This window comes from Calidithermus roseus, assembly GCF_003574095.1.
GTDB lineage: Bacteria > Deinococcota > Deinococci > Deinococcales > Thermaceae > Calidithermus > Calidithermus roseus.
On the sequence record NZ_QWLA01000081.1, the window covers coordinates 1 to 15,562 of the forward strand.

12 protein-coding genes are annotated in these 15,562 nt (G+C 66.4%); 9 read left to right on the top strand and 3 right to left on the bottom strand.

The genetic code is table 11. The annotated features are described in order from the left end of the window. Positions 1 to 319: 319 nt before the first annotated feature. The 3 genes from Mrose_RS15630 to Mrose_RS15640 all read left to right on the top strand — a co-directional run bounded on the left by Mrose_RS15630 (position 320) and on the right by Mrose_RS15640 (position 2,807). Positions 320 to 1,033 (top strand): M23 family metallopeptidase, encoded by a 714-nt coding sequence (locus Mrose_RS15630; protein WP_119279834.1) that lies wholly within the window; start codon positions 320 to 322, stop codon positions 1,031 to 1,033. Between the two features lie 4 nt (positions 1,034 to 1,037). Next, a complete protein-coding gene (locus Mrose_RS15635) occupies positions 1,038 to 2,141 on the top strand; it encodes an AI-2E family transporter (RefSeq protein ID WP_119279836.1) in 1,104 nt (367 codons plus the stop codon). Between the two features lie 285 nt (positions 2,142 to 2,426). Further along, positions 2,427 to 2,807, top strand: coding sequence for a metallopeptidase family protein (locus Mrose_RS15640; protein WP_119279838.1), 381 nt, complete (start codon positions 2,427 to 2,429; stop codon positions 2,805 to 2,807). Between the two features lie 126 nt (positions 2,808 to 2,933). Here Mrose_RS15640 and Mrose_RS15645 read toward each other — a convergent pair whose 3' ends face one another. Next, on the bottom strand, positions 2,934 to 4,001 hold the full coding sequence (locus Mrose_RS15645; protein ID WP_119279840.1) for a glucose-1-phosphate thymidylyltransferase: 1,068 nt from the start codon (positions 3,999 to 4,001) through the stop codon (positions 2,934 to 2,936). 195 nt (positions 4,002 to 4,196) lie between these two features. Between Mrose_RS15645 and Mrose_RS15650 the strand changes: the two genes are divergently transcribed. From Mrose_RS15650 to Mrose_RS15675, 6 genes are all read left to right on the top strand, one after another. After that, a complete protein-coding gene (locus Mrose_RS15650; protein ID WP_119279842.1) occupies positions 4,197 to 5,162 on the top strand; it encodes a LacI family DNA-binding transcriptional regulator in 966 nt (321 codons plus the stop codon). A 20-nt stretch (positions 5,163 to 5,182) separates the two neighbouring features. After that, positions 5,183 to 6,418: an extracellular solute-binding protein gene (locus Mrose_RS15655; protein WP_119279844.1), complete on the top strand. Its 1,236-nt coding sequence runs from the start codon at positions 5,183 to 5,185 to the stop codon at positions 6,416 to 6,418. Positions 6,419 to 6,495: 77 nt separating this feature from the next. Next, positions 6,496 to 7,587, top strand: a complete 1,092-nt coding sequence (locus tag Mrose_RS15660; protein WP_119279846.1) for a carbohydrate ABC transporter permease — start codon at positions 6,496 to 6,498, stop codon at positions 7,585 to 7,587. A 26-nt stretch (positions 7,588 to 7,613) separates the two neighbouring features. After that, positions 7,614 to 8,981 carry a carbohydrate ABC transporter permease gene (locus tag Mrose_RS15665; RefSeq protein WP_119279848.1) on the top strand — a complete coding sequence of 456 codons (1,368 nt, stop codon included), beginning with the start codon at positions 7,614 to 7,616 and terminating at the stop codon, positions 8,979 to 8,981. 51 nt (positions 8,982 to 9,032) lie between these two features. Beyond that, the gene (locus tag Mrose_RS15670) at positions 9,033 to 10,862 is read left to right on the top strand and encodes an amylo-alpha-1,6-glucosidase (RefSeq protein WP_119279850.1); all 1,830 of its coding nucleotides are present in this window, start codon (positions 9,033 to 9,035) and stop codon (positions 10,860 to 10,862) included. Positions 10,863 to 11,052: 190 nt separating this feature from the next. Further along, positions 11,053 to 12,339: a CCA tRNA nucleotidyltransferase gene (locus tag Mrose_RS15675; RefSeq protein ID WP_119279852.1), complete on the top strand. Its 1,287-nt coding sequence runs from the start codon at positions 11,053 to 11,055 to the stop codon at positions 12,337 to 12,339. Positions 12,340 to 12,397: 58 nt separating this feature from the next. Here the strand turns inward: Mrose_RS15675 and Mrose_RS15680 are convergent, their stop codons facing one another. Both Mrose_RS15680 and Mrose_RS15685 read right to left on the bottom strand, forming a co-directional pair. After that, positions 12,398 to 13,603 carry a vWA domain-containing protein gene (locus Mrose_RS15680; RefSeq protein ID WP_119279853.1) on the bottom strand — a complete coding sequence of 402 codons (1,206 nt, stop codon included), beginning with the start codon at positions 13,601 to 13,603 and terminating at the stop codon, positions 12,398 to 12,400. Further along, positions 13,600 to 15,562: hypothetical protein (locus tag Mrose_RS15685; protein ID WP_119279856.1), on the bottom strand; the 1,963-nt coding region annotated here is incomplete at its 5' end. The genes Mrose_RS15685 and Mrose_RS15680, both read right to left, overlap by 4 nt.

A 15,562-nucleotide genomic window follows, 5' to 3' on the forward strand; every position in this document is an offset into this window, starting at 1 on the left:
CGCCGGGGCTCGCTGGTCGGTCAGCGGGGCCCACGCCAAGGCCTTTGGCCGCTCCCAGCTATTCTCTCTCCGTCCAATCGTCTCTTTCGACACCGTGCGCCATGTCGCTTTCCCAGCAGCTTAGCCCTTTAGGGTTGATTCGGGGACGCACCCCGTGTTATCGCCCACGTTATGCCCGGCAAACCTCCCGCGAGGGGTGCGAAGCATAGAAGCCAAAACCCACTACAAAACGCAATGCCCGCCCATTACGCCACCGCGTCACGCTCATCGAAGCGCTCCTCGCCTTTATGTCCTCAGCGCGGTGCGGTAAGTTAAGCCCATGCAGATCAAGCCGGGCTGGATTGTGCTGGCCCTGGTCACACTCTATGCCCTGTTCGCGACCATCGCCCTCAACCAGAACCGGCGTCAGATCGCGGCGTTGCGGCAGGAGGTCAGGGAGCTTCAAGCCAAGCTGGCGCAGGAACCAGAAGGCTTTAGCTTCCCCATTCCCGGCGCTTGCCTGCCTAAAAATCAGAACAACTGGCCCGGAGCGCCGCGCGAGTATCGTAAAGGGCTCAACCCCGGCTTCGTCTTCGTCGATGGCGAGTCCTGCGTGCCGATCGTCTACGGCATGGGGGTCCTGGCCGCCGGGAGCGGCGAGGTGATCAAGGCCGAGAGCGCCTACAAGGAGAACACCCCCGCCGAGTTCGCCGAGTTGATCAAGGCGGTCGCGGGCGGAGCCAGCCCCGCTCAAATGGACCGGCTGCGGGGACGCGAGGTCTGGATACGCCACGCCGAGGGCTTCGTCAGTGTCTACGCCCACCTCTCGGAGATCGCGCCGGGGGTGCGGGTGGGAGTGCGGGTCAGGAAGGGCGAACTCATCGGCAAGATCGGCAACTCGGGCACCCAGGCCGCAGCCCAGAAAAGCCGCGCGGGCGCCCGCCTGCTCTTCGAATTGTGGGATGGAGAACCCGACAAGGACAGGTTTTTCGGGCAGGATATGCGGCGCGAAGCCCTCCCGGCGCAGGCCAAGCTGAGGTTTGGCTTAGAATAACGCCGTGATTCAAACCCTTCGGCAGGTGTGGAGCAGCCCCTGGCTGCGGCTCGTCGTCTACGTGCTCTTGCTCATCGCGCTGTTCCAGGTCCTGGGCCAGATCCAAAGCGCCATCACCACGCTGGTGATGGCGTTCGTGTTCTCCTACCTCACCAGCCCCATCGTGCGGTGGTTCGAGCGGCGCAGGCTGCCCCGCTTCATCGGGGTCATCGCGGTCTACGTGGGCCTGGGGCTGTTACTGGCGCTGGCCTCGGTGCTGCTGGCCGATATGGTGGCCCAGCTCTCTGCCTTCGCCGCCAACCTGCCCGCCATCCTGACCCCCTTCTTCAACTGGGTGGGCGGCCTACCCGAGCAGATCGGGCGCATCCAACTTCCCCCAGCCCTCGAGCAAGCTCTGCAACAGGCCTCCCTCTCGCTGCAAACGCTGCTTGAAGGCTTCACCCAGACCCTTCTCAACGCCCTGCGGGCCCTGCTGTCGCAGGGAGGCAACGTCATCGGGTTCATCGCCTCGGTGCTGGGGGGGGTCTTCCAGCTTTTCACCGCACTTACCATCTCCATCTACCTGCTCTACGACCTCCCCAAGATCGGGCAGACCATGCTGCAGGCCGTGCCCCTGCCCTACCAGCCACTAGCCCTGGAGATCGCCGGGAAGCTCGACCGGGCGGTGGGCGGCTACGTGCGCGGCCAGGTCCTGGTGGCGCTGTGCGTGGGAACGGTGGTAGGGGTCGGGCTGTGGATCGTGGGAATTCCGCTGGCGGCCAGCCTGGGCTTCCTGGCTTTCATCTTCAACTTCATCCCCTTCGTGGGGGTCATCATCTCCTCGGTCCCGGCCATCCTGCTGGCCCTGACCCAGAACCCGCCCCTGCTCAAAGCGCTGCTGACCGTCTTTGTGCTGTGGATCGCCAACCAGCTCGAGGGCAACCTCTTCGGCCCTCAGATCGTGGGCAAGGCGGTCAACATCCACCCCGTGACCGCCATCGCGGCTATCCTGATCTTCGCGGGGCTCTTCGGCATCCCTGGAGCGCTGCTGGCGGTGCCCACGGTGGCCTTCATCAAGATCCTGTTCACCGATTACTACCTCAACAGCCGGTTCTACCGGGAGGGTTGATGCTCCGGGGACGCGCAGACATGCCGCCGGGATTGGCGGCATGCTCGTCTGCGTAGCGCAACCCTTCGATGAGCCATTGTATGGCTCTGGCCTGGGGTGGGGGCTGGTAGGAGCAGTTTCTCAGCGCGGCGACGAACCCCCAGTAGTGGTGCACGTGGGGGTGAACAAATGATCGAACGAGCCCTGCCGGGGTTCGAGAAGACGATTCGGGAGGTGTGGATCGCCCCTGTAGAAGGCGTGAGGGGCTTATCCGGGGTTCATCTCGAGGAGACACACTGTATGAGGATGACCTTCGAGCGCTTCCTCGAGACAGCCTACCGCCTGTGGGACCAGATCCCCGAGCACTTCAAGCGCGGCTTGCAGGGGATGCACGTCCTCGAGCGCGCCAAGCGCGACCCCGACGAGCCGGAGCTGTTCCGCCTGGGCGAGTACCTGAGCCCCGGCTACCCCACGGTGCTGGGCGGCTTCGAGGGCCTGGGCCGCCACATCGCCCTCTACTACGGCTCTTTCCGCGCCGTGGCCTACCCCGGCTTCGACTGGGAGGGGGAAATCTGGGAAACCCTCCTTCACGAGCTGCGCCACCACCTCGAGTTCCTGGCCGGGCGCGACGACCTCGTCGAGGAGGACCTCGAGTACCTCCGCCAGTACCGACAGGGAAAGCGGTGAGTGGGAAGCCGTCAGTCATCAGCTCGCGGCTGGTGGGGAGGAGGTATCCCCCCTGCCCCCCTTGCTAAGGGCGGTAAAAAGGGCGTCTTGCGTTTTGCCTTTAGCTAATCGACGTCCGGCGCTTCTCTACCCCAACTCCACGCTCGAAAGATCGCCCAGCACCAGCTTGTGGGCGCGGGGCAGACCGTTGCGGCTGCCCACCTTGGCGCCCACCCCCAAGATGCACTCGTGCAGCCGCAGGGGCACGTCCTCTAGCGTTGCGGCTTCCTCGAGGATGGAAAACTCCACCTCGGCCCGCCGCACCGTCGCCCCTGGCCCCACCGAGGTGAAAGGGCCGATGTAGGCGCTTTCGATGTGAGCCCCAGCGGCGATGTGGGCCGGTCCCAGGATGGTCGAATTGCGCACCACCGCCCCCTCCTCGACCACCACCCGCCCCGTGATCTGGCTGTCGCTGACGTGGCCTTTGAGCACGGGAACCGAGCTGGGCTGCTCCACCAACAGCAGGCGGTTGGCGTCGAGCAGGTCACTGGGCCGCCCGGTGTCCTTCCACCAGCCCTCGATCTCCCTACCCAGCACCTCCCGGCCCTGGTCGATGAGGCCCTGGATGGCATCGGTGATCTCGTACTCCCCGCGCGCGCTGGGTTTGAGGGTGGCGATGACGTCCATGATCTCCGGCCCGAACACGTAGACCCCGGCCACGGCCAGGTCGGAGGGGGGGTCCTTGGGCTTCTCCAGCAACTTCACGACGCGCCCCTGAGCATCCAGCACCGCCACCCCAAACTGGCGGGGGTCGGGTACCCTCACCAGGGCGATCACCGCGCTCACCCCTGGCTGGAAAGCCTGGGTGAAGGGGGTGATGCCCCGCTGAAACAGGTTGTCTCCCAGGTAGAGCACGAAGGGGCTGCCGTCCAGCCACTTCCGTGCCACGCTGACGGCGTGAGCCAGCCCCAGCGCCTCCTCCTGCACGATGTATTCCAGGTCGATGCCGGGAAAGTTGTTGAGGGATAGCTGGAAGTCTTCCTTGTTGTAGGGGGAGACCACGATGCCCACCTCGCTAACCCCCGCCTCGCGGAGGTTCTCGAGGGCGTAGTGAATAATTGGCTTGCCCGCAATGCGAAAAAGGTGCTTGGGCCGGGTATGGGTCAGAGGGCGCAAGCGAGTGCCACGCCCGGCTGCGAGAATGAGGCCTTTCATACTCATGCCCCTACGATACCAAGAGCTTGGCTCGGAGGAGGTTCGGGAAATTTCGTAAACGCTTTCACATCCAAAAGCACGTCGAGGCCCTCGAAGCAATTACCATGCCAACAAGTTCCTTTATAAAGGGATTGACAAATAGGGGTGGGCGGAATAAAGTACCAATCGTAAATTCGTAAACGCTTACAAGAATCCATGAGTCGCAAGCGTATACCCACCATTCACGACGTAGCACGCCTGGCCGGGGTATCCACCGGCACGGTGAGCCGAGCCCTCAATGCCCGCTCGGGGGTGCATCCGGTCACCCGCCAGCGCGTAATGGAGGCGGTCAACCAGCTGGGCTACGTCCCCTCGGTAGCCGCCAGGGAGCTCGCCGGGCGCATCGAGTCGGTGGGGGTGATGGTGACACCGAGGATCTGGAAATACTCGCCCTACTTCATCCTCCTGTTCGAAGCCCTCAGCGAGGCTTTGTGGCAGGAGGGCTACCAGCTCGTCGAGGTGCCCATGAGCCCCGCCGGGGAACCCCTTCAGGCGGCGGCGGGCTACATCGTGCTGGGGGCCCACGACCACGATCCCCGCCTCGAGCGCATGAGTCAAAATCACCCCAACAGCGTGCTGGTGGGGGTTCACCCGAACATGTTCTGGGTAGCCCCCGACGATCCCGGCGGAGCCTACGCCGCCACGCAGCACCTGCTCGAGTTAGGCCACCGGGAAATCGCCCACCTAGGCGCAGCCGGTCAGGTGGGGCGCGAACGCTTCGAGGGGTACCGCCAAGCCCTCCAGGATTACGGGGTTCCCTACCGCCCCGAGCTGGTGCTCAACGGGGCTTTCACCATCCTTCCAGCCTACCGGGCCGTGCGGCGGGCCTGGGAGGGTGGCCTGCGCTTTAGCGGCCTGTTCGCCGCCTCCGACGAGATGGCCCTGGGAGCCATCGCCGCGCTGGAAGACCTGGGTTTGGACGTTCCCCACGATGTCTCGGTGGTAGGCTTCGACGACCTGCCCGACCTCGAGCGCCCCCTCACCACCGTGCGCCAGGAAATTCCCGCCATCGCGTCCACCGCGGTGGCGTTGCTGAAAGAGGCAATCTCCCGTACCCCACCCCGGGGGGTGCGGGTCGGAGTGCAGTTGGTGGTTCGGGAGACCACGGCCCGCAAGCGTTGACCGTGGTGAGGAGGAAAGGCATGAAGAGGTTGTGGTTGATAGCAATGGCAGTAGCAGGGCTCAGCAGTGGGCTGGCGCAGACCGTGGTCAAGCTCCAGGGCTTCGGCGGCAACGACACCGCGATCATGTCGAGCCTGGTGAGGGAGGTGGTGAACCCGGCGCTGGAAAAAGACGGCATCCGCGCGGAGTATCAGGGCATCGAGGGCGACTACAAGGCCGCATTGCTCAACGCCCTGGCCGCCGGCACCGCAGGCGACTTGTTCTACGTGGACATCTTCTGGTCGGAGCCGGTGTTCGCCTCGGGCAAGGTCGAAGCGCTGGACGCCTACTTCACCAAGCAGGAATTGGGCGTGTTCGTGCCCAGCCTGCTCAACGCCTTCAGCTTCAAGGGCAAGATCTACGGCCTGCCCAAGGACTTCAACACCCTGGCACTGCAGTTCAACAAGGACCTCTTCGACGAGGCCGGGGTGAAGTACCCCAACCAGGCCGACACCTGGGACACTTTCAAGGCCAAGCTCAAGGAAGTGCAGAGCAAGCTGGGTGACGTGGCCGGGATGTGCGTGGTGGCTGACTTCGCCCGCTTTGGGGCCTTCGCCTACGCCACCGGCTGGAAGCCCTTCAACGCCCAGGGCAAGACCGTGCTGGATGCCAATTTCAAGCGAGCCTTTGAGTTCTACACCAGCTTGGTCAAGGATGGCGCGGGCAAGTACGCCCAGGACCTAGGCGAAGGCTGGACCGGAGGCTGCTTTGGGGCTGAGAAGGCCGCAGTGGCTATCGAAGGCAACTGGATCGGCGGCTTCCTCAAGGACAAGGCCCCGAACATGAAGTTCGGCACCACCTTCCTGCCCCTCGACCCCGTGACCAAGCAGCGCGGCAACTTTATCTACACCGTGTCCTGGAGCATGAACGCCGCCTCCAAGAACAAGCCGGCGGCGGCCAAGGTGCTCAGGGCCCTCACCAGCCCCGAAGCCCAGAACTGGATCCTCTCCCGCGGCCTGGCCCTGCCCAGCCGCAGCGCGCTCGCCGGCAGCCCGGTGTTCCAGCGCGCCGACAAGTACGGCGAGCTCAGCCGGGTGGTCTTCAACGGCTCCACCCGGCAGGGCGGGAACGTGCTGCCCTTCAAGTTCGGCTCCTACGACGGCGGCGACTGGATGCGGCCCATCAACGAGGCCCTGCAGGCGGTGATTACCGGCAAGAAGTCGGTGGATCAGGCCATCGCCGACGCCCAGGCCGAGCTCAACAAGCTGGTGAAGTAGGTCATGCCCGGCGCGAGGAGCGGGGACGAGGGCCCCAAAGGCCACCCCCCCTCCTCGCGCCCAGTTCGGGGTGAAGCATGCCGAGCTCCAAACGCACTGAGGCGCTGTACGCGCTGCTGTTCATATCCCCGTTTCTGCTGCACCTGCTGATTTTTTTCATCTTCGCTTTCGTCCGTACCATCTGGTTCAGCTTCACCGACAAAACTACCCTCAGGGATAGCTACAACTTCGTGGGGTTGCAGAACTTCATCAACCTCTTTGGCGAAGAGCGTTTTTTGCTGGCCCTGCAACACTCCATCGGCTTCATGCTGGTGGTGACCACCATCCAGACCTTCCTGGCCCTGGCCACGGCAGCGGTGCTCAACCAGCGCCTGCACGGGATCACCTTCTTCCGCACGGTCTACTACATCCCCAGCGTGCTCTCCTCGGCTGCGGTGACGGTGATTGCCATCTGGTTCTTCCAAAAGACCGGCTTTCTCAACACCTTCATCGGCTGGGTGAGCGCCCATTCCCCGGTGATCCTGACCCTGGTGGGCATCTTCATCCTGGCCCAGGCGGTGCAGGTGGGCCTCGAGCGCATGCGCGGCCTGCCGGTAGCCCCCACCGACCCCGCCCTGGCCACCATCTCCTTGGTAGTGGCCATTGCCCTGACCTGGCTGCTGGGCGCCATGGGCCTGGTCGTGCCGCGCGAGGCGCGGCCCCCGGAGTTCACCTGGCTCACCAACCCCGACTCCTTCCTGGGGCTGCCCATCCCGCTGTGGAGCATCGTGATGCTCAACATCTTCACCACCATCCCCACCCTGATGCTGATTTTCCTGGCTGGCTTGCAGGACATCCCCAAAAGCCTCTACGAGGCGGCAGCCATCGACGGGGCCTCGCCTTTGCAGCAGTTCTTCTGGGTGACGGTGCCCATGCTGCGCCCGGTGACTTTTCTGGTGGTCACCCTCTCGCTCATCGGCACCCTGCAGATGTTCGACCAGGTGGCCCTGATGGGCGACTCCGCCCCCCTCAACTCCATCATCGTGATGGCTTACTACGTCTACAATAGCGTCTTCAGCGGAGAAGGGCACATCGGCATGGCTTCGGCAGCGGCTTTGGTTCTGGCAGTGCTGACCTTCGTGGTGGTCTTCCTGCAACGGACTTTTGGCATCTCGGAGAAGGCCCACTAAGGAGGTGAGCCGTGGCGACGCAAGCGATGAAACCCCGCCGCAAGCTGGACGAGCGCTACCTGGCAAGGCAGCGCTGGGCCAGGGCAGGCTGGATCTACGGGGCTATGCTGGCGCTGGGTGTCTTTTTCATCGGCCCGTTTTATGTGGCCTTCCTGGGTAGCCTCAAGGACAACCCCCTCGAGTGGCCCTTCCGCACCACCTTCGCCCAGGTGCTGCCCAAGAACTGGGTCGCCGCTTGGAAGCTGGGCCAGCAGGGGGCGGGCAACCCCTGGCTGGGCGGCTTCGCACCAGGGGCCAATATCCCCTTCGAGGTCAGCTACTTCGTGCCCGAGGGCACCGAGCCCACTCCCCCCACCGTGACCGTCCCCGAGCGCCGGGCCGGAGCTGGCCTGGGGGCCATCTTCGACGAGGTGCAGGCCAGCCGCTACGCCCAAGTCTCGCCGGTGGAGGAGGTGAGCCGCCGCCCAGCCCGCATCGGCGATGAAGCCGGGCAGGTCGTGACCTACCGCTTCACCATCAGCTACCCCAGGAGCGATCCTGCCCTGGACCTCCCCACCGCCGCGCGCCTGCCACTCGACGTGGAAGCTCCGCGTGGTCAGATCTTCCTCACCGCCACCCTCGACCCCAACCGCCTCGAGCGCCGGGGCCGGGTGGCGAGTTGGGACTCTGCCGCTCCGGGCTTCTTCGGCTACACCTTCAAGAACTACGTGCGGGTCTTTCGCGAGGCCCGCGACCCCAACACGGGCTCGAGCTTCTTCCTGCGCTGGACCGTCAACAGCTTCTTCGTCAGCCTGATGGCAGTGCTGATCAACCTGATCTTCGCCTCGCTGGCCGGCTATGCCCTCGCCCGCATGTACCTGCCCGGCAAGGGCCTGCTCTTTGCGCTGATCATCCTGCTGATGGCGGTGCCACAGCAGGCGATGTTCATCTCCAACTACCTGGTGCTGCGCGACCTGAGCCTGCTGGGCAGCCTGTGGGGCATGATCGTGTGGATCGGCATCGACATGGCTAAAGTCTTCTTGATGAAGCAGTTCTTCGAGTCCATCCCGCGCGAAATCGAGGAGGCGGCCCTCATCGACGGGGCCAACCCCATCGCCACCTTCTTCCGCATCATCCTGCCCATGGCCACGCCCGCGCTGGGGGCCCTGACCATCATGACCTTCCAGGGGATCTGGAACGAGTTCTTCAAGGCCGCCGTGGTGCTGTCGGGCCAGCAGGGCAGTTACACCCTGCCGCTGGGCCTGTCCTTCTTCCGCAGTGCCTACGGCGCGGCGGGCGACTGGGGCCTGATGTTGGCGAGCGCCTTTCTCTCGATGATCCCCATTGTCATCCTCTTCGTCGTGTTCCAGCGCTATTTCGTCGAGGGGGTTTCGACGAGTGCCTTGAAAGGTTGATAGCCCATAGCAAAGCTAAAAAGCCACAAAGCCACCAGCTAGAGGTTCTCAATGCTGCCACTCAAAGAAGACGACACCTACGCCGTTTTGTCCGACCAAGGCATGGCCGATGGCGGGGAGCGGGGGTTCTACCGCCACGACACCCGCTACCTCTCGCGCTACGTGTGGAAGTTACCGGGATTCAGTCTGCTATTCTCCCACACCCCTCGCCCTGACCGACTGGTGCAGCACTGGAGTCACATCGAAGGGCCCTCGCAGGTAGTGGGGCTGCGCCGGGAGCTGGTGCTGGAGCGCGGGGGGTTCCGCGAGCGCCTCGAGCTGGAGAACACCTCGCTGCACCCCCAGAGCGTGGAGATCAGCCTGGAAGCCGCCGCCGACTTCACGGACCTCTTCGAGGCCCGGGGCTGGCATAACGCGCAGCGCACCGTGACCGGCTTCACCTACACCACCGAGGACGGCCTCGAGCTCGCCACCCACCTCGACATCACCCCCGACTCGCCCAGCCGCACCTGGCGCTTTGCGCTCAAACCCAAAGAGCAGGCCCACATCGAGGTCAGGGGCACTTTCGACAGCCCCTTCCACACCCACGGGGCCGAACTGCCGAGCTACGAGGAGTGGGCCCGCCGCTTCCCGCTGCACCTGGAGAGCGGTCGCAGCCAGGGGGTGCTCGAGCAGGCCATCCGCGACCTCAGGGCCTTGCTGTTCTCGCTGCCCGAGGGCTACTTCCCCGCCGCCGGCATCCCCTGGTTCGTCTGCCCCTTCGGGCGCGACTCGCTCATCAGCGCCTACATGCTGCTGCCCTGGGGGGCCGACGTGGCTAGGGGCGTGCTGACCTACCTGGCCAAACACCAGGGGCAGGTAGTGGACCCCTTCCGCGACGAGGAACCCGGCAAGATCCTGCACGAGGTACGGCTGGGGGAACTCTCGCGCACTGGCAAGGTGCCCTTCAGTCGCTATTACGGCACCGTCGACGCTACCCCGCTGTTCGTGATGCTGCTGCACGAGTACTGGCGCACCTGCGGGGACTTCGAGCTGGTGGAGGCGCTCAAACCCAACTGGGAGGCGGCGCTGGGGTGGATGAGCACCTACGCCGACCCCGACGGCGACGGCCTGCTGGAGTTCTTCCCCAACGAGAGGGGCCTCACGGTGCAGTCCTGGAAGGACTCGGGCGACTCACAGAGCCACCGCGACGGCTCGCTGGCCAAAGGGGCGCTCAGCGTGTGCGAGGTGCAGGGCTACGCCTACGCTGCCTATCAGGCCGCCGCGCAGTTTTACCGCACCCTGGGCCAGCCCGACCAGGCCGAGCGCTGGCAGGCCAGGGCCGAGCGGCTGAGGGCGCTATTCCACCAGAAGTTCTGGCTGGAGGAGCTGGGCACCTACGCCATGGCCCTCGACGGGGAGAAGAGGCCGCTCGAGGTGCTCTCCTCCAACCCCGGCCACCTGCTGTGGAGCGGCATCGTGCCCGAGGAGATAGCCCCCCGGCTGGTCAAGACGATGTTTTCCGAGGCCTTGTGGAGCGGCTGGGGCCTGCGCACGCTGGGTGCGGGTGAAGTCCGCTACAACCCCCTCTCCTACCACAACGGCTCGGTCTGGCCTCACGACACGGCCATCTTCGCCGGGGGCCTGGCGCGCTACGGCTTCTACGACGAGGCTCTGAAGGTTTGTGAGGCCCTGTTCCGCCTGGCCATGACCCAGCACGACCTGCGCCTGCCCGAGCTAGTAGGGGGTTACCCCAAGCACGAGGGAGAACCCCCAGTCCCCTACCCCGCCGCCTGCCGCCCCCAGGCCTGGGACGCGGCTTCGGTGGTCTACCTGCTGCGGCTGGCGTTGGAGATCGCTAAGAAGCGCCCGGTGCAGGGTTTGCTCGAGATCACGCGGTAGGGAAGCGGGAAGCCGTCAGCTCGTGGCCTGCGGTTTGCGAGGGTCCAGGGTCTAGGGCCAAGCGTACGACGTAAGACGTAGGACATGCGTCTTGCGTTCGGTGCTGGACGTACGACATACCACCCACGCCCAGCGTCCGGCTACCGGCTACCCACCACCGACAGGTACTCTGTAGCCGTTGGCGCTGACGATGAAAGACTACCGCGAAGTCATGCAACGGCTCTCCTTCCTGCCCGACCTGTACCTGGTCGGGGGTGCGGTACGCGACATCCTGTTTGGCCGCGAACCCGAAGACCTCGACTTCGCCACCTCGGCTCCCCCGGAGGAGATCCTGCGGCTGGCCAAAGCCCACGGGCTCGAGGCCGTCCCCACCGGGATCGAGCACGGCACCATCACCGTGCTCATCGAACACCACCCCTTCGAGGTCACCACCTTTCGCCGCGACGTGGAGACCTATGGGCGCCGGGCCAAGGTGGCCTGGGGGCGGAGCATCCTCGAGGACCTGTCTCGCCGCGACTTCACCATCGGGGCCATCGCCATGAGCGCTAAGGGGGAGGTGGTGGACCCCTTCGAGGGGCAGCGCGACTACGAGGCGGGACTGATCCGGGCGGTGGGCGACCCGCGCCAGCGCTTCCGCGAAGACTACCTGCGGGTGATCCGAGCCGGACGCTTCGCCGCCCGCTACGGCTTTGAAATCGAGGTCCACACGCTCGAGGCCGCCCGCGAAGCCGCACCCGAGGTGCTCAGCCACGTGGCGGTGGAGCGGGTCACCGCCGAGCTTGACAAAGCCTTCAAGGATCCCACTCCCAGCCGCTTTCTGCGCTACCTCTACGACCTCGAGATCCTCCAGCGGCTCATCCCCGAGTTCGAGGACACTCACCTGTTGCTGCAGAACCCGCGCTGGCACCCCGAGGGCGACGTGTTCACCCACGTCATGGAGGTGGTGGACCGCGCCCCACCCCCCTACCGCTGGCACGCCCTGCTGCACGACATCGGCAAGAAGGACGCCGCGAAGTGGAAGGAGGAGGGCTGGTACAGTTTCCACGGCCACGAGATCGTGGGCTCGAGGCTCATCCCCCGCATCGCCCGCGACCTGCGGCTGCCCACCGCCCTGCGCGACGAACTGGTGGTCACCACCGCGCTGCACATGGTCCCGGCCCTCACCAAGCCCACCCCCAGGGCCATCCGCATCTTCCAGGCCGAGGCCGGAAGCCACCTGAGCGCACTCGAAGCGCTCTTCCGGGCCGACGCCGGAGAGCGCCGCCCCCAAGAAGCCTGGAAGTTTTTCGAGCCCCAGCCCGTACCCGTCAAGCCCCTGCTGCAAGGCCGCGACCTGATCGCGCGGGGTCACCGCCCAGGGCCCGAGTTCGGGCGCATCCTGCGGGCGGCTTACCAGTACCAGCTCGAAAGCGGGGAAACCGACCTGGAAAAGCTGTACCAGGCGGGGCTCGAGGGCCTCAAGAGCGGTCGTCGGTAGCCCATAGCCAAGGCGCCAGGCGTCGAGGGCTGGGGGTTCGTGGATAACCCCCTTGCCCCTACCCCACCAGCCTCACGCCCTCGCCAAAGGGAAGGTGCTCGAGGTCCAGGCCGCCCGGCGTGATGGCCCACAGCACCGGAAGCTCGGGGGGCTCGGCGGGGAAGTCGCCGTAGCCGTCGGTCAGGTAGACGCACACCCCGCCCAGGTAGTCCTCGTGGGCCTCGCGCACGGCCTGGAAGAAGGGACGAAAGTCGGTGCCGCCGCCGCCTCGAGGGGTGGGGATGGGGTCGCCCGGACCCAGGACGTAGGGGCCGTAGACCGCGGCATCGGCGTAGTAAAGCCAGCACTCGAGCTGGGGGTAAGCGCGCAGGATACCCTGCACCTCGGCCAGGAAAGCCCGCACCTGGGCGTCATCGACCGAGCCCGAGGTGTCTACGGCCAGGTAAAGGCGCAGTTTGTGGCCCTGCAAAGCGTCGAGGTAGAGCCCCCGACCGATGTAGCGTCGGTCGAAGCCCTCGAAGTCGGTGGGGGTGGCGGTGAGGAAGCGCCAGAGCACGGCCCGCCAGTCCAGTCGGGGTGGGCTGGCCGCAGCCAGCAGGCGCTCGAGCCCCGCCGGGGCATCCCCTTTGTGCAGGCCCCGTGCCAGGGTGGCAGCTTGCTGGTTGGCCCGCGCCCAGTGGGCTTCGAGCCGGTTTTTCCTGGCCTCGCTCATCGAGTCATCGCCCAGCCCCCTGGCCCGTGAACGCCGGGGGTTGCCGGGCTGGCCGTAGGATTCCCTTTCGTCCTCCCCGACGTCGGCGGGAGCGGCCTCGAGCAGGTCCAGGCCGGGCAGTTCGTATTTCTGGCTGTGCTTGAGTAACAGGGCATAGACCTCCTCCACGCTGTAGCGCTCGAGGGCCGAGTCGAACAATGCTCCTTGCGGCAATTCGAAGCCGTGATCGCGCAGGATGCCGTTGACCACGATGTCGGCAGCGATGTTCCAGAGCTGGGGGTTGCGCAGCGAGCGCCGGGTGACGTGCAGGTGAGCGGCGTGCAGAACCTCGTGCAGCAAGACCCCCTCGAATTCGCGCTCGGGGAGCCTACTCATGAAGGCCGGGTTGTAGTACACGTCGCGCCCGTCGGTGGCAGCGGTGACCACTTCGCGCGAGGGGCGAAAGCGGGCAAACAACGCCAGGGTGGCGAAGAAGGGTGAACGGCTGCGAATGCGCAACAAGGCCGCCGAGAAGCGCTGCTCCAGATTGGGAGAAGGATTGGGGTCGCTCATGGGGCCTCCCTGCGGCGCAGATGCTCCCGTGCAGCCTGCCGCACGATCCGGTTACCGTCGAAGGCCGCCAGGTAGCGCAGGACCTCGAGCGGGGTGGAGGGGTTGTGGGCCAGCGCGTAGCGCACCAGCCACTCCCCTGCCGCCCAGTTGCGCACCTTGCGCAGTTCGGCTACCGGAACCTCGGGGTGGGCCAAGGCCACCGCCCGGTTGAGGCTGTAGCGTGAACGGCAACCCTCCCGCAGCAGGCGTTCCCGGCTGGCCTGACGCAGGCTTTCGTCCGTGCGGGGGTTGCGCCAGGCGCTGCGCCGCACCAGCTCATCGGGATCAGACAGCAAGCCCTCGAGCACCTCCCGCGCCACCGCAGGGTGAGCGGCCACCGCCTGCCGCACGTCGCGGTCGGTATCGGCGGCCAGCGTGGCGAGGAGGTCGGGCGGGGTGGAGGGGTTCTGGGCCGCGGCCTGCCGCACCCGCCAGTCGGTGTCACAGACCAGCCGCTCCAGCGCCGCCCGGGGCACCGACGGGTTGGCCGCAGCCAGGCGGCGGCAGTTGGCCGAGCCTCTGGCGAGTTGCTCCAGCCGGGCCGGCTCGAGCGCCTGTAAGGCCAGCGCCCGGCGAGCGAGCTCGAGGGTCGAGGAGGAGAGGCCGGGATTGCGCCGCACAGCCGCCTGCAGGCTCTCGTCCTCGTCGAGCAGCAGCCACAGCCGGGCCTCCTCGGGCAGGGCAGGGTTCTGGGCCGCTTTTCGGCGTACCTCGAGGTGCTCGTCGCGAGCCAGAGCCAGCAGCACTTCACCGGGAGTCGAGGGGTGCAGGGCCACCCCCTGGCGCACGTCGGCGTCGCTGTCCTGAGCCAGCAGGGCCAGCAACTCCGCCGGCAGGGCCGGGTTGTGGGTGAGGGCCTGACGCACCCGCCAGTTTTCGTCGGAAAGCAGCTCGAGCAGGGTCTGCCGGGGGGTGTCGGGGTGACGGGCCGCCAGCTGGCGGCCCCACTCCTCCCCTCGCCCCAGGTGAGCCAGCACCGCCGGGTCCACGGGGGAGCGCTGGGCCCGGATGCGTCGGTAGAGCAACGGAGCCGAGGGCAGAGCTTCAAGAAGCGGGGCAAACAGGGCCTGGATGGCCGAGAGGGGCAGGGCAGGGTTGTCCCCTGCCGCCTGCCGCACGTCGCGGTCGGCATCCTCGAAGAGTCGGCGCAGGACGTGGGGCGGGGTGGAGGGGTTCTGGGCCACGGCCTGCCGCACCATCCAGTGGGCGTCTTCAGCCATCCGCTCCAGCAGTACCGGTGAAATCCCCGAGCGGCGGGCCACCCGGATGCGCACCTCGGGGTTTTCGTCCTGGGAGAGCGCGGCGAGGGTTTCAGGCGGGGTGCGCGGGTGCTGGGCCACCGCCTGGCGCACGTCGTGGTCGAGGTCAGTGCCCAGCAAGGCCAGCACCGAAGCCGGAGTGTTGGGGTTATGCGCCACCGCTTGCCGGATCTGCCACTCCGCGTCCTTGGCACAGCTCTCCAGCACCCCCTCGGGCAGGGCCGGGTGGAGCGCCGCCCATCGCCGGGCCCAGGGCTTCTCCAGCGCCAGACGGGCCAGCAGCTCGGGGCTCAGGCCGGGGTCGGCCCGGCGCAGGCGCTCGAGCCAGCCCAGGGTCTGGCGCGGCACGGCGGGATTGGAGAGAACGGCCCGCCGCACCTCCTCGTCGCTGTCGCACAGCAGGCGCTCGAGCAGGTCGGGGGGGGTGCTGGGATTAGCGGCCACCGCCTGGCGCACGTCGCGGTCGGGATCCTGGCCCAGGCGGCGCAGCAAACGCCTGTCTAGATGGGGGTTCCGCGCTACTGCCTGCCGTATGCGCCAGTCCTCGTCGAAGGCGAAGGTCCGCAGGGCCCCGGAGGGGAAACTGGGGTGGGGCAGTAGCAGGGGGCGCAACCCCGGAATTCGCTCGGACAGCTCGAGCAGCCGCTCAGGGGGTAGGGGG

What these genes read in the sequence shown, in the direction of transcription:
- Mrose_RS15630 (WP_119279834.1), top strand. Translation starts at nt 320, where the DNA reads ATGCAGATCAAGCCGGGCTGGATTGTGCTGGCCCTGGTCACACTCTAT.
- Mrose_RS15640 (WP_119279838.1), top strand. Translation starts at nt 2,427, where the DNA reads ATGACCTTCGAGCGCTTCCTCGAGACAGCCTACCGCCTGTGGGACCAG.
- Mrose_RS15645 (WP_119279840.1), bottom strand. Translation starts at nt 4,001, where the DNA reads ATGAAAGGCCTCATTCTCGCAGCCGGGCGTGGCACTCGCTTGCGCCCT.
- Mrose_RS15650 (WP_119279842.1), top strand. Translation starts at nt 4,197, where the DNA reads ATGAGTCGCAAGCGTATACCCACCATTCACGACGTAGCACGCCTGGCC.
- Mrose_RS15655 (WP_119279844.1), top strand. Translation starts at nt 5,183, where the DNA reads ATGAAGAGGTTGTGGTTGATAGCAATGGCAGTAGCAGGGCTCAGCAGT.
- Mrose_RS15660 (WP_119279846.1), top strand. Translation starts at nt 6,496, where the DNA reads ATGCCGAGCTCCAAACGCACTGAGGCGCTGTACGCGCTGCTGTTCATA.
- Mrose_RS15665 (WP_119279848.1), top strand. Translation starts at nt 7,614, where the DNA reads ATGAAACCCCGCCGCAAGCTGGACGAGCGCTACCTGGCAAGGCAGCGC.
- Mrose_RS15670 (WP_119279850.1), top strand. Translation starts at nt 9,033, where the DNA reads ATGCTGCCACTCAAAGAAGACGACACCTACGCCGTTTTGTCCGACCAA.
- Mrose_RS15675 (WP_119279852.1), top strand. Translation starts at nt 11,053, where the DNA reads ATGAAAGACTACCGCGAAGTCATGCAACGGCTCTCCTTCCTGCCCGAC.
- Mrose_RS15680 (WP_119279853.1), bottom strand. Translation starts at nt 13,603, where the DNA reads ATGAGCGACCCCAATCCTTCTCCCAATCTGGAGCAGCGCTTCTCGGCG.